The sequence below is a fragment of the Paenibacillus sp. A3 genome (assembly GCF_001399685.1).
Taxonomy (GTDB): Bacteria; Bacillota; Bacilli; order Paenibacillales; family NBRC-103111; genus Paenibacillus_G.
On sequence record NZ_JTHN01000046.1, the window covers coordinates 1 to 21105 of the forward strand.

Annotated in this window: 18 protein-coding genes, 1 pseudogene and 1 riboswitch; of the genes and pseudogenes, 14 read left to right on the plus strand and 5 right to left on the minus strand. The window is 53.0% G+C overall.

All coding sequences use genetic code 11. The features are described 5' to 3' along the window. Positions 1 to 441, plus strand: a 441-nt coding sequence (locus QJ48_RS06620; protein ID WP_157261546.1) for a carbohydrate ABC transporter permease, incomplete at its 5' end; no start/stop codon positions are given. Positions 442 to 539: 98 nt separating this feature from the next. Here QJ48_RS06620 and QJ48_RS06625 read toward each other — a convergent pair. After that, positions 540 to 1526: an NAD(P)/FAD-dependent oxidoreductase gene (locus tag QJ48_RS06625; protein ID WP_054972853.1), complete on the minus strand. Its 987-nt coding sequence runs from the start codon at positions 1524 to 1526 to the stop codon at positions 540 to 542. Between the two features lie 420 nt (positions 1527 to 1946). On the opposite strand from QJ48_RS06625, the gene QJ48_RS06630 reads away from it, so the two are divergent. Together QJ48_RS06630 and QJ48_RS06635 are read left to right on the plus strand one after the other, a co-directional pair. After that, positions 1947 to 3137, plus strand: a complete 1191-nt coding sequence (locus tag QJ48_RS06630; RefSeq protein ID WP_054972854.1) for an NAD(P)/FAD-dependent oxidoreductase — start codon at positions 1947 to 1949, stop codon at positions 3135 to 3137. A 4-nt stretch (positions 3138 to 3141) separates the two neighbouring features. After that, entirely contained in the window at positions 3142 to 3399 is a 258-nt protein-coding gene (locus tag QJ48_RS06635) for a hypothetical protein (protein WP_054972855.1), read from the plus strand. A 67-nt stretch (positions 3400 to 3466) separates the two neighbouring features. On the opposite strand, the gene hemQ is transcribed toward QJ48_RS06635, so the two are convergent. Further along, positions 3467 to 4213 (minus strand): hydrogen peroxide-dependent heme synthase, encoded by a 747-nt coding sequence (hemQ, locus tag QJ48_RS06640; protein ID WP_054972856.1) that lies wholly within the window; start codon positions 4211 to 4213, stop codon positions 3467 to 3469. Positions 4214 to 4613: 400 nt separating this feature from the next. Between hemQ and QJ48_RS06645 the strand changes: the two genes are divergently transcribed. The 3 genes from QJ48_RS06645 to dnaI all read left to right on the plus strand — a co-directional run bounded on the left by QJ48_RS06645 (position 4614) and on the right by dnaI (position 7852). After that, positions 4614 to 4898 carry a YuiB family protein gene (locus QJ48_RS06645; RefSeq protein WP_063858032.1) on the plus strand — a complete coding sequence of 95 codons (285 nt, stop codon included), beginning with the start codon at positions 4614 to 4616 and terminating at the stop codon, positions 4896 to 4898. 409 nt (positions 4899 to 5307) lie between these two features. After that, positions 5308 to 6807: a hypothetical protein gene (locus QJ48_RS06650; RefSeq protein WP_054972858.1), complete on the plus strand. Its 1500-nt coding sequence runs from the start codon at positions 5308 to 5310 to the stop codon at positions 6805 to 6807. Positions 6808 to 6895: 88 nt separating this feature from the next. After that, positions 6896 to 7852 carry a primosomal protein DnaI gene (dnaI, locus tag QJ48_RS06655; protein ID WP_054972859.1) on the plus strand — a complete coding sequence of 319 codons (957 nt, stop codon included), beginning with the start codon at positions 6896 to 6898 and terminating at the stop codon, positions 7850 to 7852. A gap of 110 nt (positions 7853 to 7962) precedes the next feature. Here dnaI and QJ48_RS36715 read toward each other — a convergent pair whose 3' ends face one another. Next, complete coding sequence (locus QJ48_RS36715; protein ID WP_127484224.1) at positions 7963 to 8112, minus strand: YqzM family protein; 150 nt, start codon at positions 8110 to 8112, stop codon at positions 7963 to 7965. 217 nt (positions 8113 to 8329) lie between these two features. Between QJ48_RS36715 and trxA the strand changes: the two genes are divergently transcribed. Next, positions 8330 to 8647, plus strand: a complete 318-nt coding sequence (gene trxA, locus QJ48_RS06660) for a thioredoxin (RefSeq protein ID WP_010493653.1) — start codon at positions 8330 to 8332, stop codon at positions 8645 to 8647. A 90-nt stretch (positions 8648 to 8737) separates the two neighbouring features. Then, the gene (uvrC, locus tag QJ48_RS06665; RefSeq protein ID WP_054972860.1) at positions 8738 to 10801 is read left to right on the plus strand and encodes an excinuclease ABC subunit UvrC; all 2064 of its coding nucleotides are present in this window, start codon (positions 8738 to 8740) and stop codon (positions 10799 to 10801) included. 130 nt (positions 10802 to 10931) lie between these two features. Here uvrC and QJ48_RS39350 read toward each other — a convergent pair. Further along, positions 10932 to 12398, minus strand: a pseudogene (locus QJ48_RS39350) (CPBP family intramembrane glutamic endopeptidase); the annotation flags it as partial. A 231-nt stretch (positions 12399 to 12629) separates the two neighbouring features. Further along, positions 12630 to 12772: riboswitch (cyclic di-AMP (ydaO/yuaA leader) on the plus strand. A 67-nt stretch (positions 12773 to 12839) separates the two neighbouring features. On the opposite strand from QJ48_RS39350, the gene QJ48_RS06675 reads away from it, so the two are divergent. The 3 genes from QJ48_RS06675 to QJ48_RS06685 are packed head-to-tail and all read left to right on the plus strand — an operon-like array spanning position 12840 to position 16158. Then, entirely contained in the window at positions 12840 to 14192 is a 1353-nt protein-coding gene (locus QJ48_RS06675; protein WP_054972861.1) for a TrkH family potassium uptake protein, read from the plus strand. 13 nt (positions 14193 to 14205) lie between these two features. After that, positions 14206 to 14868, plus strand: coding sequence for a TrkA family potassium uptake protein (locus QJ48_RS06680; protein ID WP_054972862.1), 663 nt, complete (start codon positions 14206 to 14208; stop codon positions 14866 to 14868). Positions 14869 to 14922: 54 nt separating this feature from the next. Next, positions 14923 to 16158, plus strand: a complete 1236-nt coding sequence (locus QJ48_RS06685) for a sodium:proton antiporter (protein ID WP_054972863.1) — start codon at positions 14923 to 14925, stop codon at positions 16156 to 16158. Between the two features lie 19 nt (positions 16159 to 16177). Here QJ48_RS06685 and QJ48_RS06690 read toward each other — a convergent pair whose 3' ends face one another. Then, complete coding sequence (locus QJ48_RS06690; protein WP_054972864.1) at positions 16178 to 17086, minus strand: LysR family transcriptional regulator; 909 nt, start codon at positions 17084 to 17086, stop codon at positions 16178 to 16180. A gap of 261 nt (positions 17087 to 17347) precedes the next feature. Here QJ48_RS06690 and QJ48_RS06695 point away from each other — a divergent pair, with 261 nt between their 5' ends. From QJ48_RS06695 to sdhB, 3 genes are read left to right on the plus strand one after another with little or no spacing between them, the layout of a single operon-like run. Next, positions 17348 to 18004 carry a succinate dehydrogenase cytochrome b558 subunit gene (locus tag QJ48_RS06695; protein ID WP_054972865.1) on the plus strand — a complete coding sequence of 219 codons (657 nt, stop codon included), beginning with the start codon at positions 17348 to 17350 and terminating at the stop codon, positions 18002 to 18004. Positions 18005 to 18019: 15 nt separating this feature from the next. After that, positions 18020 to 19780: a succinate dehydrogenase flavoprotein subunit gene (gene sdhA / locus QJ48_RS06700; protein WP_054972866.1), complete on the plus strand. Its 1761-nt coding sequence runs from the start codon at positions 18020 to 18022 to the stop codon at positions 19778 to 19780. Positions 19781 to 19782: 2 nt separating this feature from the next. Beyond that, positions 19783 to 20550, plus strand: a complete 768-nt coding sequence (gene sdhB, locus QJ48_RS06705; protein ID WP_054972867.1) for a succinate dehydrogenase iron-sulfur subunit — start codon at positions 19783 to 19785, stop codon at positions 20548 to 20550. Positions 20551 to 21105: the final 555 nt, after the last annotated feature.

Consider the following 21105-nt stretch of genomic DNA (forward strand, 5'->3'; position numbering starts at 1 on the left):
AACAGGGTGGGGGGGGTCTGCTCGCCTCTGCCTTTAATCGTTCCATTGTTCTTCGGAGCTCCGTTTTTTATTTTTTTGCTCAGGCAGTTTTTCCTCGGGCTTCCGGATGAATTGCTGGATGCGGCCAGAATCGACGGGGCGCACGAATTCACGATTTATTTGAAAGTGATCCTTCCGTTAGCCAAGCCCGCCGTTTTGTCGGTTGCGCTGTTTCAATTTATGAACAGCTGGACGGATTTCATCGGTCCGTTGCTTTACTTGACGAACGAAGCTTCGTATACGATGTCGCTCGGGCTTCAGCAGTTTCAGAATCAGAAGGGCTCGGAGTGGGGGCTCATGATGGCGGTAGCTACGATGATGACGATTCCTGTCGTTATTTTGTTCTTCTTCACCCAGAAAAAATTCATTCAGGGAATTACGTTTTCCGGGATTAAGGGGTAGCTGATTCAATGACAATTCTGCTGTTTAATAATAAAAAGATCGCTCTCGTTGGGAACGGAGCGATCTTTTCGGCTAAAGCCTATATAGATGAAAGGATTTTACAGTTTCATGTTGCTGCTGTGGCCTGGGGACAGCTTGGCTGTCGGATCGATGTACACCTTCGCGTTGTTGATGGCGGTTGGCGCTTCGCCGAAACCGACGGCAATGAGCTTCAGCTTGCCGGGATACGTCGTAATGTCGCCGGCAGCGAAAATGCCCGGAATGCTGGTTTCCATCCGCGAGTCGACGACGATGGAGCCGTTGTCGATGTTCAATCCCCATTCGGCAATCGGACCGAGGGAGGAGACGAAGCCGAAGTTGATGATCACGGCATCGACATCGATGACGCGCTCTTCGCCCGTTTTGCAGTCGGCAAGTACAACTTGCTCGATTTGGTCGCTGCCTTCGAGCTTCTTGATTTCGGTCGGAGTGATGACTTCCACCTTGGACTTCATCAGATTCTCGACGCTGTGCTCATGCGCGCGGAATTTGTCGCGGCGGTGAATCAGCGTTACTTTCTCCGCGACCGGTTCGAGCATCAGAGCCCAGTCTACCGCGGAATCGCCTCCGCCGCTGATCAGTACCTTTTGGCCTGCGAAGCGGTTAAGGTCGCTGACGAAGTAATGCAGGTTTTTCTTCTCGTACTGCGCCGCTTCCGGGAGTTCGAGCTTTCTCGGTTCGAATGCGCCGACGCCGCCGGTAATGATGACCGCTTTAGATTGATGCACGCCTTTGTCCGTCGTCACTTCGAACAGGCGCTCGTCTTTTTTCTCTACCTTCAATACCTTTTCTTCCAGGCAGATGGAGATCGGGAAATGCTTCATTTGTGCTTCCAAATTATTAACAAGCTCTTGCGCCGTTACCTTCGGAAAGCCGGCTACGTCATAGATGTATTTCTCCGGATAAAGCGCTGCAAGCTGACCGCCCAGTTGTGGCATGCTTTCAATCAATTTAACGGAAGCTTGGCGCATTCCTCCGTAAAACGCCGCAAACATCCCTGCCGGGCCGCCGCCCACGATAATAATGTCGACGATTTCGCTGCTCATGGTGGGTCAAACACCTCCGAAACATAGTAAAGTCCATTCTAATTATAATCGTACGGTCACGGCATTGAAAATATAAATTAGACTTTTCAATGAGAGATATAATTAATTAGCCTGATAAAGTTTTTATATGGCAAAAAGGCAGCAGCCGAAGGAATCGAGGGAATACCATAGTAGTCTGGCGATTTTCCTGGGTTTTTAATCAAAATAAAACTTGCTATTTGCCTCGTATCATTATATTATTGCATTTGAATTGGTTAAAACTGTTGGTATAAATACACATCATTTGCTTATATTTTCAAACGCCGGAGGGAACCCTGTAGGAAGAAGAACCATTTTTCGGCATCGCTTGTGTAATTTTTCACAAACAGTTTTCAAACTCATATACTATATAGAAAAATATGTGATGGAAGGGATAGAACCATGAGTCGAATTCCAAGAATAGTCATTTTAGGCGCAGGCTACGGCGGGATCGTAACGGCTATTCGGTTGCAAAAAGAGCTGAATTATAATGAAGCTGACGTCACGCTCGTAAACAAACACGACTATCATTATATTACGACCCATCTGCATATGCCTGCGGCAGGGACGGATAATCCCGAAAATGCACGCGTGAACATTCTGAAGCTGATCGACGAGTTCAAGATCGATTTCGTGAAATCGACCGTCGTTCAAATTCGGCCGCAAGAGAAAAAAGTCATTCTGGAAGAGGGCACGCTCTCTTACGATTACTTGGTCATCGGCCTGGGCGGCGAACCGGAAACGTTCGGCATTCCGGGGCTGAAAGAGTATGCGATGAATATTCGCTCGATCAACAGCGTTCGGTTCATCCGCGAGCACGTGGAATACCAATTCGCGAAGTTCAAGCGCGAGCCATCCCGCACCGATTATCTGACCTTCGTTGTCGGCGGCGCCGGCTTCACCGGGATCGAGTTTGTCGGTGAATTGGCCGACCGGATTCCAGACTTGTGCAAAGAATTCGACGTGGATCCATCCCTCGTAAAAATATATAACATCGAAGCGGCTCCGACGGCGCTCCCAGGCTTCGACCCCGAGCTTGTCGAGTACGCGATGAACGTATTGAAAAATAAAGGCGTCACGTTCAAAATCGCGACCGCGATCAAAGAGTGCACCCCGGACGGCGTCGTGCTTGCAACCGGTGAAGAGATCAAATCCGCTACCGTCATCTGGACAGGCGGCATTCGCGGCAATCATATGCTGGAGGAAGCCGGCTTCGAGACGATGCGCGGCCGCATCAAGGTCGACGATACGCTGCACGCTCCAGGGCATGACAACGTATACGTGCTCGGCGATTGCTCGATTGTGATGAGCCCGGAAGGACGTCCTTATCCGCCAACGGCGCAAATCTCGATGCAGCAAGCCGATGTGTGCGCGCACAATCTGGTAGCGCAAATCCGCGGCTCCGAACTGAAGAAGTTCGAGTATAAACCGAAAGGTACCGTAGCCTCTCTCGGACGCGGCGAAGCAATCGGAATCGTCGGCTCCAAGAAAATCAAGGGCGGTACCGCAGCCGTGATGAAGAAGCTTATCGATCTGCGCTACTTGTACATCATCGGCGGTATTCCGCTCATGCTGAAGAAAGGCCGCTTCTAGACCGATGCGCAACTGCAGCATTCAGGTTCGGGGGCTGCTCACTCGGGAGGAGCTTGACCGATACAACGCCCTTCTCGATGTAGGTCATTACCTCGAATCGCAGAACCGTTACGACCTGTCGTATATCGTGCAGAAAGAAATCGACATCCTCATTCTTCCGGCCATCGAGCGGCTGAAGGAAAAATCGCGGCAGCGCGATCGGGACACGGAAGAGTACTTGCGGCGCAAAGAGCTGGAGCTCTTGGATGAAGATGACGAATAAACGAGCAAACCCTTGCAGCTTTCGTTTCGGCGAATGGCAGCAAGGGTTTTTTGAGCTGGTTGGCCCGTTACAGCTTCAACATCGAAGCCATTTTCTCTTGATTCAGCAAGTTGCCGACATAGAAATCGCCGAACTCCCCAAACCGGGCGCTCGTTTCGTCAAAGCGCATTTCATGAACGATTCTCTTGAATTGCAGCGCATCGTCCGCGAACAGCGTAACGCCCCATTCCCAATCGTCCAGACCGATGGAGCCGCCGATGATTTGCTTCACTTTGCCGGCATAATTGCGGCCGATCATTCCGTGTCCGCGCATAAAGTTGCGGCGGTCTTCGGCAGGCAGCATATACCAGTTGTCGTTGCCCTCGCGCTTCTTGTTCATCGGATAGAAGCAAATATGTCCCGCTTTCGGCAGGATCGGTTTCAGGCGCGCCACGACATCCGGGTCCTGCATCGGATCGGTTCCCGGCTTGGCCATATAAGCGCCGAGCTCGACTACGGAGACGTAAGAGTACGTCGGAATCGTCACTTGCGCGAACATGGTTTTGTTAAATTCGGTTTCCAGCTCGTTCAATTCTTCCAGCGTCTCACGTAGATGCATGAAGACGAAATCGGCTTTTTGTCCGACAATGGAATAAAAGGCAGTGCTGCCCTGCTTTTGGTCCTCGGTGCTCTGATATTTGCCGAGCAGAGTGTACAGCTCGTCCTCGGCGCGCGCTCTTTCTTGAGCGGTCAAGCTTTTCCAGGCGTTCCAATCGATTGCGCGGAAATCATGCAAGCTATACCAGCCATCCAATGGATGTACGACTTCACTCATTAACGGACACTCCCTTATTCCTTCAAAATGGGCACTGCTGCCAGCTGCTTGGTATTATTGTAGCGAAATCGGCTGCAAAGGGCAAATGCGGCTCCGTGACGAAAGGGCGAACTTTTTGTGAACGCTTGCCATAAAAATGCTATTACAATTCGGAGTCCGTATGCCGATGTACCTGTTAAAGGAGGCGTCCGTCATGACAAACCGGTTAACGCTAGGCATTTTGATGGGGACGCTTATCAGCATCCCGTTTTGGATCGCGGCAATCGGCTGGTACCGTTTTATCTGTTCTCTTCTTTAGGCCGCAGCCTGTGATTTTTTTCATATTTCGTTCACAACGGCTCACTTTACCGCGCCTTTGTTTTTTTATACAATATAGGCATATGGAAAGGAGCTGTCCGCTTTGCTGCAATTGATCATCGTAACCGTGCTGCTGTTCGTGTTGTTTTTCGGGCTCGGTTTTATTCTAAACATGCTTATGAAAACGACTTGGTTCCCCATTTACGGATATATAGCGCTTATGATCGGCTTGGTCATTTATTGGGGCTGGGGCACCGGCTCGCTCGCCTCGAACCTGGCCGAATATTCCATCGCCGATTACATCCCTGCCATCGGCGGCCTGATCGGCGCCATCCTCAGCGGCTCTACGATCAAATCCTTGCGTCAAAAAGGCTTTAAGATGTTTTAGTTTTTTTGGTTTTTGGTGTGTTATGTTTTTCTTACTACTCTTTTTCAAGCAGGCTCTGCCGTTTGGCAGAGCTTATGTTTTTTTGTGGGAGTAGGGGGTGTGGAGCGCGGAGAGTCGTGTGACTTGCCGGAGCATATGCTTCCGAAGCAGTTTTCTTTCAGAAAACTCTGAGTTTACGTGCCGCCTTTAAAATCGGATTCTTACCGCAAGGTAAGTTTAATAGAATCCGATTTTAAGAGCGGCCGGAGGCAGTCAGCACGACTCGCAGCGCAGCTCCCCAAGCCTCTCATCCCCAAAAACATACTCTCTGCCAACCCCAAAAAGCCTGCTTTTTCCTCCTATCCTCTTTGTCGATTTGTGTGATAAAATGGAGGGTAAACACTTGAATCACGGATGGAGTTTTGACCGAATGCGGATAACGAATTTGCTGCATTTTTCCGAATATCACCGTTTCTATGTCGTGCGGGATTTCGCTTTGAGCAGCTTGGACTATAAGATGATGACCGCGGTGTATCAGCCGATGATCGGCGCTTACGCCGTCAGTGTATACATGACGTTGTTTCAGCAGCTGCCTGCGGACAAAGTCGGGCATTCGGCGATGGAGCAGCAGCGCAAGCTGTTTCTGGCGCTGGAGCTGGAAGCGAGCGAGAACGGCCGGAAGCTGTTCATCGAGCAGACTTCGAGGCTGGAAGCGGTGGGACTGCTCAAGACGTCGCGCCGGTTTGCGGCCGCTTCGGATGATTACGTGTACGAGTACACGCTGTTTGCGCCGCTGCCGCCGACGGAATTTTTCCGGAATCAGCATCTGACGCTGCTGCTGCGAGATAAGGTCGGCAAATATGCGGTGTTTGCGCTGCGGGACGAGCTGGTGCTGCCGCAAGCGCAGGAAATGGCGGACGCCAATACCGAAAATTTGTCCGTACCGTTCTATGAGCTGTTCCGTCTGAACACGCAGGTGATCGATCACGAGCTGGAGAAGGCGTTCTTCGAATCGGCGGCGGCCAAGCCTGCCGAAGCGAAGCCGGAGGTCATGTACAAGGGCTACCAATATGCGGAGATCATTATGCACTTCCCGCGGGAGTCGGTAAACCGGGACTTCGTGGAGCGGCTCAAATACGAGCCGGAGCAGCTGGCGACGATCAATTTTGTAGCGAAAAAGTACAACCTGTTCCTGACCGACGTATGCCGGCTCTTGGACGAAGACGGCGTGTTCGACGAAGACGGACGGATCGTGCTCGAGCTGCTTCAGCACAAGGCGAACCAAGTGTTCCGGCAGGATAAAAAGCGGACCGAAGAGCGGACGCGGTATATGGCGAGGATTGCGGATAAAACCGGCGAGACGGACCGTGCAAGCAACAGCCCGGCACCGGCGGGCGACAAAATCGTCGAGATGGAATATTATCTCGAAGTGCCCGATCTGTTTCAAGGAGAATGCAACCAGCATCAATACAACTACATCTTGCGCAATGAGCCGTATACGTTTTTGCTGGAGAAGATTTTCAGTCAAGGCTCGATCCCGGACGGGCTGCTCGATACGCTGGCCAAGGTCGATTTGAACTACGGCCTGCGCGAGGAAGTCATGAACGTGCTGATTCATTACATGTATGTCAATAAGCGTTCCTGGTCCAGAGCGTCCATCGAGTTCAGCGTCACGGACATGTTGGCCAAGCAGGTCAATACGTTCGAAGAAGCGGTACAGTACATCCGCGAGCAAATGAAGTTTCAGGAGCAGCAGCGGACGCGCCGCAGCGCAGGCGCAAGCGGTACGAGTGCTCCGGCCCGGGGAGGCCGGGGGCGGCAGAAGCCGGTCATTCCGATCGTCAAGGATACGCAGGCAGCCAAAACGCTGTCTTCGGCCGAGCGGGAAGCGCTCCGTAAAATGGCGCAGCAGCTCGACGGCAAGCTATAGAAGTCCTGAGAGAGGACTGGAAAGGACGCTATCGTACTAGAGAAGCGTCAGCGATGCCCGGCTGGCAATCAATGGGGAGGTGCAGCGGATGGAGTCGCTTGGGGAACTTTTGCGGGGCGGCCAGGGCCGTCAGTTGTTGCAGCAAGCGGAAAATAAGGTGCGGGAAATTGCATCCGATCCGCTGATCGTCAAGCTGAGAGCCAAACACCCGGAACTCGACAGCCAGACGATCAAGCTGAATTTGAATAAGCTGCACCAATATATTACGGAATATAACAATTGCAATAACTGTCCGGGGTTGGATCGGTGCCCGAACGATATGGAAGGTCATTACACGTTGCTCGACGTCGAGCCCGGAGAAGATTGGACCCGGGTGTACGACCAGAAGGTCGCATGCAAGAAATTTATCGCCAAAGCGACGCAGGATGCGGTCCGCAGCCGGATTCGCAGCTTCTATGTAGACGAGCGGGCGCTGTCCCAAGGGTACTCGTCGCTCGAAATTTTCGATAAAGATCCGGACCGGGAAGAAGCGGTCGGACAGGTTATGCAGTATATTGTAAAGATTCGTCAGGAAGGGCTTCAGTCAACGGGCCTCTATTTAGCCGGTAACTTCGGAACGGGCAAGACGTTTTTGATGTGCTATTTGCTCTATGAGCTGGCAAAAGAAGGCTACAGCGGGGCGATTGTGTACATGCCGGATTTTGCCGAGGATTTGAAAACGATGTTCCAGGACCCGCTTAAGCTGAAGGAAACGATCGATGTGCTGAAGGAGACGGATCTGCTCATCTTCGACGACATCGGGGCGGAGAACTTGAATCCTTGGCTTCGCGACCATGTGATGGGAGCGATCCTGAACTACCGGATGAACCGCAAGCCGACGTTCTTCACGTCGAATCACGATCTGGACGCGCTGGAGAAGCATTTCAGCTTCACCAGCAAGGACGGGGACGAGGAGTTTAAAGGGCGGCGCATCATGGACCGGATTCGGCCGTTCGTCGACGTGGTCATGGTCAACGGGTATAACAAACGGGGAGCGCGATCCTGATCCTAGGGGCCGCGCTCTTTTAGCTCAGCATGGAAAATGCACAAAAAAGCCTCTGCCGCCCTCCGGAAATGGAGATCAAGCAGAGGCTTTTCGCAACAGCCGGGCCATCATTACTTCATCATAAGCGAAGCCGCTGTCGCGATGACGCCGATCACGAGCAGGATGGCGAAGAAAACGCCGAAGCCCGTGGCAACGTCGATAAAGTCATTCCGTTGTTCCTCGTACACGTGCAGTTCGGGATTTCTTGTCGAGTCGTTCATGCAAGGTTCCTCCTTAGGGTTGTGCCGGGCATAGCCGCCGGATGGCACAGCTTAGGCAGCTTAGCGATACTCATATACGGCTAGTATACCCAAAATCGCCTTCCATTGTAAAGGACGGAAAATGACAATTGTGCAAACTTTGGCTCGGTTGAAAAAGGCTCTCGTTGTGGTATACTTTACATGTTGACATTATTTCCGCAAAAGGAGAAATTGAATCATGGCTATCGTTAATGTGTCTGACCAATCTTTCTCAACTGAAGTAGAAGGATCCGGTACGGTTCTCGTAGACTTTTGGGCTCCTTGGTGTGGACCTTGCAAAATGATTGCTCCCGTGTTGGAGGAGCTGGATACAGAAATCGGCGAAAGCGTGAAAATCGCGAAAGTGAACGTGGACGACAACCCGGAGTCCGCTTCCCGTTTCGGCGTAATGAGCATTCCGACGCTGATCGTGTTCAAAGACGGCCAGCCGGTCGATAAAATCGTCGGCTTCCAGTCCAAAGATGCGCTGAAAAACGTATTGAGCCGCCATCAATAATTTGGCAGCCTGCGGATCGCGTGAGAAAAAGCTCTTTTTCTGCTATGCTGGAAAAAGAGCTTTTTGCCGTTGGGAAAGGGGAGATAGGCGTTGACCGAATATGCAGGGGAACCGGATCGCCAGGACCGGAAAAAAATACTGGAAGCGATCAAAAACAAGCTGTCGCTCGTCCCGGAGCAGCCCGGCTGCTACCTGATGAAGAACCGGGAAGGCACGATCATCTATGTCGGCAAAGCGAAGGTGCTGCGCAACCGGCTGCGGTCGTATTTTACCGGGAGCCATACGATCAAGACGCAGCTGCTCGTAAACGACATCGTCGATTTCGAGTACATCGTGACGGCCAATAACATGGAAGCGCTCATTCTGGAGTGCAATCTGATCAAAAAATATTATCCGCGATACAACGTTCTGCTGAAGGACGACAAGTCGTTTCCATACATCAAAATTACGAACGAGAAGCATCCCCGGCTGGAAGTGACGCGCCGGGTGCTGAAGGACAAGGCCAAATATTTCGGCCCTTATCCGAACCCGTACGCCGCGGGGGCGACGAAGAAGCTGCTGGACCGGCTGTATCCGCTCCGCAAATGCAAGACGCTCCCGGACCGCGTATGTCTGTACTATCATCTCGGACAGTGCATCGCGCCCTGTGAGTACGAGGTCGAGCAGGAGACGTACGACAAGATGGTACACGAAATCAGCCGGTTTCTCAGCGGCGGGCATAATGAGATCAAGCAGGAGCTTACCCGCAAAATGCACGAAGCGGCGGAAGAGCTCAACTTCGAACGGGCGAAGGAACTGCGGGACCAGATACAGCATATCGATACCGTCATGGAAAAGCAGAAGATCACGACGACGGACACCGTGGATCGCGACGTCTTCGGCTTCGCTGTGGACAAGGGCTGGATGTGCGTACAGATTCTCTATATGCGCCAAGGCAAGCTGATCGAGCGCCATGCGTCGTCATTTCCGTACTACGGCGAAGCGTATGACGATTTCCTGACGTTCGTGACGCAATATTACAGCGAGAACCCGGCGCTGCCGAAGGAAGTGTTCCTCCCGGCATGGACGGAAGGGCAACAGCCCGCGCCAAGCCTGGAAGCGGCGGCAGCCGTCGAGGCACCGGCGATGGAAGACAGGGCGGGGCAAATGGTGGCTGAAGCCGGAACGGCGTATTCCACGGATGCCGATATGGAGCCGGCCGATGACCCGGCGGAAGCGGACGATCCGGCCGGATCGGGGTCCAAGGCCGATGTGAAGGAAGCGCTGGAAAGCTGGCTCAAGGTCAAAGTGCATATTCCGCGGCGCGGACTCAAGAAAAATATGGTCGACATGGCCTGTGACAACGCCCGCGTATCGCTGGAAGAAAAATTCCGTCTGATTGAGCGCGACGCGGACCGGACGGTCAAAGCGGTTGAAAATCTGGGACAATGGCTTGGCCTCGGAACGGTGCACCGGATCGAGGCGTTCGACAACTCGAACATTCAAGGGTCGGACCCGGTATCCGCGATGGTCGTATTTACGAACGGCAAGCCGGACCGCAAGGAGTACCGGAAATACAAAATCCGTACCGTTCAAGGTCCGGACGATTACGAAACGATGCGGGAAGTGGTGCGCCGCCGGTACGAGCGGGTGCTCAAGGAAGGACTGCAAATGCCCGACCTGATCGTCATCGACGGTGGGCGGGGGCATATGTCCGCTGCGATCGACGTACTGGAGAACGAGCTCGGGCTTTACATTCCCGTCTGCGGCTTGGTCAAAGACGCGAAGCACAAAACCGCCCAGCTGCTGATCGGCGATCCGGCCGAAGTCGTCCCGGTGCCGCGCGACAGCCAGGAGTTTTATTTACTCCAGCGCATTCAAGATGAAGTGCACCGCTTTGCGATCACGTTCCACCGGGAAACCCGCGCCAAGTCGATGACCGTCTCGCAGCTTGACGCGATCCCCGGGATTGGGGAGAAGCGGCGCAAGGCGCTGCTTAAGCATTTCGGCTCGCTTAAAAAAATAAAAGAGGCCGAAGTCGCAGACTTCAAGCCTCTGGGGATCGGGGAAAAGCTGGCGGACCAAATTTTATCGGCGTTAAACGGCCGGAATTCGGATTCGTCTCCGGAAGCGGGGGAGCTCCAGGAAGAGATACAGCAGGCGGACGCCGATTAAATCGGCCGTGGAGCCACGCAATAATCCATCCGACCGCTGCGGGAACAAGGAGATACAGCGCTCCGAGGGCAATCTGCAGCGGCTCTCCCGTATACATAAGCGATAGGCCCATCAGGATGCTGTCCATAGCGGCGTGGGCGAACATAGCGGTCAGGAAGCCGTACCGCAGAAACGCCCATCCGAAAATGAGGCCGAGCACCGTTACCTCAATTAGCCGCGTGTACACCGGATAGATCGGGTACTGCGTATGGCTCATGGCCCAGATGACGCTGGGCAGGAGCACGGCCAGCACCCGGCTGCGGGTCATTCTGAGCACGAGCGCAATGCCAAGCAGCCGGTAGACGGCCTCCTCCGATATCGCGGCAGCCCAAGCCATTAATGGGAATAAGCCCGGTACGCGCATATTGTAGATGGAGTCCGACGGTTCGCTAACCGCCCATACGTCGAACGCCTCGGAGGCGATGAAGAGCATCACTTGCTGCACGCCAAGGATGAACAAGCAGATCAAGTAGCCGCGTACCATGGCCGTTCGCGTCTCGCTTCCGAACTGCGGATCGCGCCATACAGGCCATGCATTCCAGCCGCGGTTCAGCCAAAGCTGCCGGCCGGCCAGGAAGGAAAGGTAAGTCGAGACGGCCATCAGCGTAATGAAAATATTGATAATGATCAAATAGATAGCGGCCTCCGGTTCCGAGGGGCCGCTTCCGTGCATCGTACGGAAGGCCGGCAGCATATTGAAGTTGTTCGTCAGGTAGATCGCTAAAAACAGCATCGTCAGCACCGCGCCGCGTCCGAAGCGGACTTCCTTCCGATAACGGATGATGACGATCAGCGCGGCAAACGTCATCATCAGAGACAGCGCCATGCTGATTCTTGTCATCAGGGCCGACCGCTCGTCCTGGGCTTGCTGCCAGAAGATGAAGCTGTCCGGAGCCGGAAAAGCCGGTTTGAAGGATACGATTTGCCCGCCGGATACGCCGAGCCGCAGCTCAAGCTTCGCCTCGCCAATTTGTTCCATTTTGCTCACATAGACTAGAGCCCCGTTGCGGTCTCTGCCTTTTTCGTTAGATAGCGTAAACTGCTCCGGTGCGTAGCCCATCTCCCGGATGGCTTGCTCCGCCAATCGAGCGGGATCAACTTCGTGCGAGCTTACCGTGTCGCTTTTCGCAATCGGAGATTTGCCACGCTCCCAACTGAAGATTTGCAGCGTTTTGTAATTGACGGCGACATAATAAGTTGTTCCGTTCCGCTTGTCGTTAATCTCGACCTCGTAATATTCAAGCGGATATTGGTCGCCGTAGCGCTTTGCGTATTCGTCGTATAGGTGTTCTTTTTGCAGATAGCCGCTAATCGTCGTGTACGCTTGATACAGCACGTTCGTCTGCGGCTCCGGGGACAGCTTGAACCTGCTGTGCACAAAGTCGGTCGCCGCCGCAGCCGCTTGCTGTTTGGACACTTCCGGTGCGTTCGTCGGGGCTTGATCCGCCCGCTCCGTGTCTCGAAAAAAAGGAGAGACGATGATGACGCCAAAGTACAACAGTAGACCGACAACGGCAAGCAACGGCAGGGGAGTTGCGGAATAAAATCGTTTCGGCATAAGGGCTCCTTATCGGATCTGGAATAATAACAGTGTATTCTCTTAAATTAGCATACATGCTCCCGGAAAATCCATCGATATTGCGAGCATGACAGGGGAAAAACGCGAAAAGCGAAGCGACATGGTCGTAAGAGCGCTTACATCTCTCCTAACGTTCTGATTCTCGTGCCATTTCCGTCAAAAACAGCTTTGTACTTCCGGGCAAACGGGATTATAATTCAATTCATATCAATTGAATAAAAGCCGAATTTCTTTACGAAAACGGGGGAACCATGATTTTAGGGGTGAATTCCGCAAGTCCTTGGGACTTGTGGATAGGGTGCCTGTAAACCCGAATCCGTCAGCTAACCTCGTAGGCTTTTTTTGCAGGAACCTTTAAACACGACACTAGGGTTTCCAGTGTCTTTTTTGTTGCCTGAAACCTGTTAACAGAGGTGTATGATGAAATCCATCGCCAAAAAAATCGAGCTGACGCCGCCGCAAATTTTAGTAATCGGCTTTGCGGCGATCATTCTGCTCGGAGCCACTCTTCTCTCCTTACCGATCTCCTCGGCAAGCGGACAACCTACGCTCTTTATAGACGCGTTATTCACGGCGACGTCCGCTACATGCGTAACCGGATTGGTCGTTGTGGACACGGGCAGCCATTATTCCATGTTCGGACAAATTGTCATTATTTCCTTGATCCAGGTCGGGGGCCTAGGCTTTATGACCATGGCGACGCTGTTTGCTTTCGTGCTCCGAAAGCGTATATCGCTGAAAGAACGGCTCATCTTGCAGGAAGCGATGAACCAAGGGAGTATGGAAGGGATCGTCCGCCTGATCCGGCGCGTCCTCGTCTATTCGCTTACGATAGAATTCGTTGCGGCCGTTATTTTCTCCATTCGCTGGTCATTCGATTTGGGGATAGCCAAAGGCATTTATTTCGGCATATTCCATGCGATCTCATTCTTTAACAACGCCGGCTTCGACTTATTCGGCTCCGTTGTCGCTCCGTTCACGAGTCTGACAACGTACGCGGACGATTGGATCGTGAATATCGTTTCGATGAGCTTGATCATATTGGGCGGTATAGGTTTCGTCGTCATGTCCGACGTCGTCGACTACAAGAAGCATAAGCGATTGTCGCTGCATTCCAAGGTCGTGCTGTCGGCCACCGGCGTTCTGATCGTGGTCGGGGCGATCGTCATCTTTATTTTCGAGTTTACGAATCAGAGAACGCTGGGCTCGCTGAACTGGTCCGGCAAAATTCTGGCTTCGTTCTTTCAATCCGTCACCCCGCGAACAGCCGGAGCGAACTCGCTCGATATCGGGGCCATGCGCCAGGCGTCACAGTTTTTCATCATCATCCTGATGTTTATCGGGGCGTCTCCGGGCTCCACGGGCGGCGGGATTAAGACGACGACGTTCACGACGCTGATCGGCGCGATGATCGCCATGATCCGCGGGAAAGAGGATATTGTGCTGTTCCATTACCGGCTCGGCAAGGATCGTATCCTTAAAGCGATTACGCTGACAATGATCGCCTTGTTTCTCGTCATTTTCGTCACGATGCTGCTCACCACGACGGAAAGCCAGTCGTTCCTGAAGCTGCTGTTCGAGGTAACTTCCGCCTTCGGGACGGTCGGATTAACGATGGGCGTGACGCCGGAACTTTCTTTTTTTGGAAAAATTATGATTTCTCTCACTATGTTTGCCGGACGTCTCGGACCGCTTACGCTCGCTTATGCGCTTGGGCCGAAAGCGGAAAAAGAGTTGTACCGATACCCGGAAGGAAAAATTACGATCGGATAGGGGAAGCTAGCGAATGAAACGTAGTCAGTATGCAGTCATCGGCCTCGGCCGCTTCGGTTCCAGCCTTGCAAAGGAACTGATCAAGCTCGGTTATGAGGTATTGGGCATCGACAAGGATGAAGAAGCGGTGGAGGAGATGAGCGACGAGCTGACGCACGTCGTGGTGGCGGACGCTACCGATGAGGATGTTATCCGCTCGCTCGGCATCCGGAATTTCGATTGCGTCGTCGTTTCTATCGGCGATGACATTCAATCGAGTATTTTAACGGCGATTTTGTTAAAAGATAGCGGTGTAGGCATGGTGGTGGCCAAGGCGCTGTCCGAGCTGCACGGCAAAGTGCTGCAAAAGATCGGGGTGGACCGCGTTATCTATCCCGAGCGGGATATGGGCATTCGGGTGGCGCACCAGCTGGTATCGCCCAATCTGCTCGATTACATCGAGCTGTCCAAAGACTATACGATTGCCGAACTTGCGGTACCGCGCAGCTTGAACGGCCGTTCGTTGAAAGAGCTCGATCCGAGAGCGCGGTACGGCTGCAGTGTCGTTGCTATTAATAAGAAGAGCGGCGTCATCATCGCTCCGACGGCCGAAGACATGGTGGAAGAGCGCGATGTTATGGTCGTCATCGGTACGAACGAGCAGATCGAGACGTTCGAGAATGAGGTTATCCGGTAACAGAGGGCGGTCAACTGCAAGAGGGCCGATTTATCGGGAGGCGAAGAGGCACAAATGGAAAATACCGTTATGATCGAACACGTACTCTTTCTTATTATATTTATCCTCCTCATCGGTATGATTTTCGGAAAAGTGGCGAGCTGGCTTAAACTGCCGGACGTCGCTCTTTTTTTGATCGCGGGCGTTGTCGTTGGCCAAGGGCTGCATCTGGTCAACGAGCCGAGCAGCTCGTTTATGAACCAGTTTATTTTGACGGCTGGATCGGCGCTTATTCTGTTTGACGGCGGCCGGAATATCAAGTTGTCGGGGCTTCGCAAAGTATGGATCACCGTATCGCTGCTCAGTGTGCCCGGAGTTCTGATCACCTGCGCCGTCGTTGCTTTTGCCGCACACTGGCTGCTCGGCATCCCGATGATGTATGCGGTGCTGCTCGGCGCGATTATCTCTTCGACCGACCCGGCGACGCTCATCTCCGTTTTCAAGCAGGTGCGCATTCGTCAGAAGGTACGGGAAACGGTCGAGAGTGAGTCCGCCTTCAACGATGCGACCGGCTCGATCCTGACTTTCTCGGTGCTCGGAGCCATCACGGGCGGACAAGCCTTGTCGGTGGGCGCCGGCGTGATCGGGTTTGTGCAGACTGCCGTGGGCGGCATTGTCGTCGGCTTGCTCGTTGGACTTGTATTGGTTTATGTTACGGCTCACTTCAAGCTCGGCTGGCTGCGGGATTATGCGACCATCGCCTTGATCGTAACGGCGCTCGGCGCCTATTGGCTCGGCGACGTGCTGCACGTCAGCGGCTTTATGGCGACCTTCGTGGCCGGACTCATCTGGGGCAATCACGAGTTGTTCAAGCTGGAGCTGGACGATAAGCTGCACGAAATGGCTCATTTTACCGAAAATATGACGGTACTTATGCGGATGCTCATCTTTATTATGCTGGGCAGCCAAGTGAATTTCCGGGTCATCCTCGACCATTTGTGGCCGAGCCTTGCCGTCATAGTCGTCTTTATGCTGATCGCCCGCCCGTTGACTGTGCTGGCATGCGCGCTTCCCGACCGCAAGGCCGGATGGAAGCGCAACGAGATTGTATTCATGTTCTGGGTGCGTGAAACGGGAGTGATCCCGGCGGCGTTGTCGGGCATGGTTGTCGGGATGGGCGTGAAGTATGGGGACGTTATCGCGTCGGTCACGTTTCTGGCCGTATTGCTGACCATCCTGCTGCAGGCCGGAACGACGGCGTATGTCGCCCGAAGGCTCGGATTGGAGGAGAAGGCGGACGGAGAGACCTGACGCTTCGTCTCCCCGGCTTTTATAACGTGTATTCGTCCGCAGTATGGTAATGCCGGACCGCTTGATCGATGAAGCGGCGGATGGACGGTTCAAGAACGGCTTCCTCCGTAAACAGGAGAGAGGTCGTTCTTTTCGTTTGTTCCAGCTCGGGGATGAAGCGCACGGTCAGCTCGTTGTCTTCGACAAGATTGCGGCGCAAATACGATTCGGGCAAGAGTGTTCCCGTTTTGCAGGTGGATACGAGCCGGGTAATCGCTTCGAACGAGTCGATCTCCATTTTGACATCCGGATGTACCCCGCAGCGGTGAAACATCTCATCCATCAAGACGCGGTACCATGTACCCCGCGAGAACAAGATCATCGGCAGCTCATGCAGATCTTGAATGAACAGCTCCTCCTTGTCGGCGAACGAATGCCCTTCGGGCAGCACAAGACAGAGCGGGTCGTCGAATAAGGGCACGCAGACGATGGACGGATCTTCGATCATGGAGGCGACGAGACCGATGTCCACGCGTTTTTCTTTGATGAGCGGCACGATCTCGTGCGTTTTGCCGGTAACGGCCTTGATGTCCGTATTCGGGTATTCGCGGGTATAGATCGTAATCAGGTCGGGCAGTGTCGACTGGAGCGTCGTCAGGCTTGCTCCGATGACGATACTGGCGGGTTTGACGTTTGTTTTGAACGCCTGCAGCTTCTCGTGCAGCCGGCGCTCCAGCCGTTTTTGCTCCAGGGCGAACTCATAGCACACCTCTCCGGCGCGGGTCAGCTCCAGCCGCTTGCCTTTGCGGACGAAGAGCTGAATGCCGAGATCCTCCTCCAGCCGCATAATTTTACGCGAGAGTGCGGGCTGGGAGACGTTGAGCAGCTGCGACGCTTTATTCAAGCTCTGCTGCTCGACTACGGTGGCAAATACGTCGATAAGCTCCATAGCGGGTATCCTCCTTTTCATATGTTAATAAGTTATAAGCATATATAAAAAATCAGCACTTCCATTATAAGCGATTCAGGAGTAGTATGGAATGTGTCACTTCTTGTTCACATTTTTTGCCGCAAACGGTATAAAAGCTTGTCGAAACATCGAAAATAGGCATAGCGTTTTTTGTTGACGCTCCCGATATGCGGGAGTACAATGGTAAATGGTTTTGACGAAGCGGTGACAAGCCTTAATTTGAGGGGGGAACTAGTTTCAATGTTTAAAAATTCTTACTTTTCGCGGAAGCTGCATTCATTGCTTGGTGTCATTCCGGTCGGCTTCTTCCTGATCGAGCACCTGCTGACGAACTACAAGGCGTTCAGCGGCGGACATGCGGCTTTTTTGGATCAAGTGTTCTGGCTGCATGAACTGCCGCTCGTGCTGCTGCTGGAAATTGTCGGTATTTGGATTCCGCTCGCCTATCACGCCATCTACGGCTTGTATGTGGCTTATACGGCGCGCAATAACGTGTCCAACTACGGCTATTTCCGTAACCAAATGTTTTTCTTGCAGCGCGTAACCGGTGTCATTACGTTCTTGTTCGTGGCTTTCCACTTCTTCCAAACGCGTCTGCAAATCTCGCTCGGAACGGTAGCGCAAGATGCGATAGGCATCCGGATGCACGAGATTGCGAGCAACAACATTTACTTCATTATGTACTGTATTGGCATCGTTGCGGCCGTGTTCCACTTTAGCAACGGCATGTGGTCTTTCCTCGTCAGCTGGGGGATTACCGTGGGGCCGCGCGCGCAGCGAGTTTCGACTTACGTATGGATGGGCGTGTTCGTGGTGATGTCCATCATGTTTATTTTGTCCTTGACGGCATTTTTGAATCCGGATTTCAGTCAACTGCCGAAAATGGCGAAAGGTTAAGGGGGAGGGACGATCATGGCGAATTCAAAAATCATCGTAGTCGGTGGAGGCTTGGCTGGTTTGATGGCCACCATCAAAGCGGCGGAGGCTGGAGTTCACGTCGACCTGTTCTCCTTGGTGCCGGTTAAACGTTCCCACTCCGTGTGCGCGCAGGGCGGCATCAACGGAGCGGTGAATACGAAAGGGGAAGGCGACTCCCCGTGGGAACACTTTGACGATACGGTTTATGGCGGAGACTTCCTGGCCAACCAGCCGCCGGTTAAAGCGATGTGCGACGCGGCGCCGGGCATCATCCACTTGATGGACCGGATGGGCGTTATGTTCAACCGTACGCCGGAAGGGCTGCTCGATTTCCGCCGTTTCGGGGGAACGAAGCATCACCGTACGGCGTTTGCCGGTGCGACGACAGGCCAACAGCTGCTGTATGCGCTGGACGAGCAAGTACGCCGGTGGGAAACGGCCGGTCTGGTCAAGAAATACGAGCATTGGGAGTTCCTTGGCGCGGTGCTCGACGACGACGGCGTATGCCGCGGGATTGCCGGACAAGACCTGCGCAGCATGGAAGTCAACACTTTCAAAGCCGATGCGGTTATTTTGGCGACAGGCGGCCCGGGGATTATCTTCGGTAAAACGACGAACTCGGTTATCAATACGGGTACGGCGGCCAGTGCGGTATATCAACAAGGCGTTTATTACGCGAACGGCGAGTTCATTCAGATTCACCCGACGGCGATTCCGGGCGACGACAAGCTTCGTCTCATGTCCGAATCCGCGCGGGGCGAAGGCGGACGCGTATGGACATACAAAGACGGCAAGCCGTGGTACTTCCTTGAAGAAAAATATCCGGCTTACGGAAACCTGGTACCGCGCGATATCGCGACACGGGAAATTTTCTCTGTCTGCGTTGATCTGAAGCTCGGCGTGAACGGCGAGAACATGGTGTATCTCGACCTGTCGCATAAAGATCCGAAGGAGCTTGACGTCAAGCTCGGCGGGATCATCGAGATCTATGAGAAATTCATGGGCGACGATCCGCGCAAAATTCCGATGAAGATTTTCCCTGCCGTGCACTACTCGATGGGCGGTATGTGGGTTGACTATAACCAAATGACGAATATTCCGGGGCTGTTTGCCTGTGGCGAGTGCGAGTACCAGTACCATGGCGCTAACCGTCTGGGTGCGAACTCGCTGCTTTCCGCGATCTACGGCGGTATGATCACCGGTCCGAAGGCCATCGAATATATCAAAGGCTTGGATAAGCTTGCCGAAGACGTTTCGTCGACAGTGTACGACCGCTACCAAAAGCAGCAAACGGACAAATACGAAAGCATCTTGAAAATGAACGGCACCGAGAATGCTTACGTGCTGCACAAAGAGCTGGGCGAGTGGATGACGAACAACATGACCGTCGTGCGCTACAACAAGCAGCTCCAACAAACGCTCGACAAAATCAACGAGCTGAAGCAGCGCTACAAAAACATCAACATCAACGACTCGGCCCGTTTCAACAACCCGGGTGTGGCATTCACCCGCCAGCTGTGGAACATGCTTGAGCTGTCCCACGCGATGACGCTCGGCGCTCTGCTTCGCGACGAAAGCCGCGGCGCGCACTACAAGCCGGAGTTCCCGGATCGTAACGACGAGCAGTTCCTGAAAACGACGAAGGCGAAATGGACGCCGGACGGTCCGCAAATCGATTGGGAAGACGTTGACGTATCGCTGATCGAACCAAGAAAACGTGACTACACGACCGACAAGAAGAAGGGAGGTCATTAATCATGGCCGAAGCAACTGCAGCAGCGAATAAAAAGGTCAAGTTCATCGTAACGCGTCAGGATTCTGCGGAAAGCAAACCGTACACGGAAGAGTTCGAGGTTCCTTACCGACCGAATATGAACGTGATCAGCGCGTTGATGGAGATTCAGCGGAACCCGATGAACGCGAGCGGCAATAAAACGACACCGGTCTGCTGGGAATCGAACTGTCTGGAAGAAGTGTGCGGAGCTTGCTCGATGGTCATTAACGGCAAGCCGCGGCAAGCTTGCTCCGCGCTCGTCGACAAGCTGGAGCAGCCGATTCGCATCGCGCCGATGTCGACATTCCCGGTCGTTCGCGACCTGGTGATCAATCGTGAGCGCATGTTCGCCGCTCTGAAGAAGGTTAAAGCATGGATTCCGATCGACGGTACGTACGACCTCGGTCCGGGACCGCGGATGGCCGAGTCCAAGCGTCAATGGGCCTATGAGCTGTCCAAATGCATGACCTGCGGCGTGTGTCTCGAGTCCTGCCCGAACGTGAACGACAAAACGACGTTTATCGGTCCGGCAGCCGTCTCGCAAGTGCGTTTGTTCAACGCGCATCCGACAGGCGAGATGAACGCTCACGAGCGTCTGGAAGCTTTGATGGAGGACGGCGGCATCGAAGGCTGCGGCAACTCGCAGAACTGCGTGCGTTCCTGTCCGAAAGGCATTCCGCTCACCACGTCGATCGCGGCGATGAACCTCGATACGACGAAGCATTTGTTCAAGAAATGGCTTAGCGTGTAATCATATTGATAATAAAATTCTCCCTTGCTGCGCGATCGCAGGGGAGAATTTTTCTGTTTGAGAATAGGCAGTTTAGATCATCTTTTCCAATTTATGACCTTGTCGAAATTTGTAAATGGAAGTATATTAATACAAGGTATAATCAGGAAATATGTTAAGATAGCCATTGTGGGAGCGCGGTTGCATTGGTCGATTTTATATTGTTCATGGTCTTTTCGATAATGGAAACAATGGCGATGTATTATTTGATGTTCCGTTTGTTCAAGTTCGATATGTACCCGGCTTCGATTGTATTTGCGAGCGCGGTAGCGTCATTTATTTCGTATACGAATCGAAATGTATATGAGATTCAATCTATAGATGTTCTCGTGCAAATTTTTCTTATGTTTATGTTTGTCTGGTTGTTATTTAAAACGCATGTTTTCTATGCGGCCATCATGACATGTACGGTATATGTAGGATACGTTATATTGCAAATACCATATTATTTTCTTTTAAATGGAATCGGTCTTTTTGACTCGCGTTTACCGATTCCCAGTGCCGTAGGAACATACT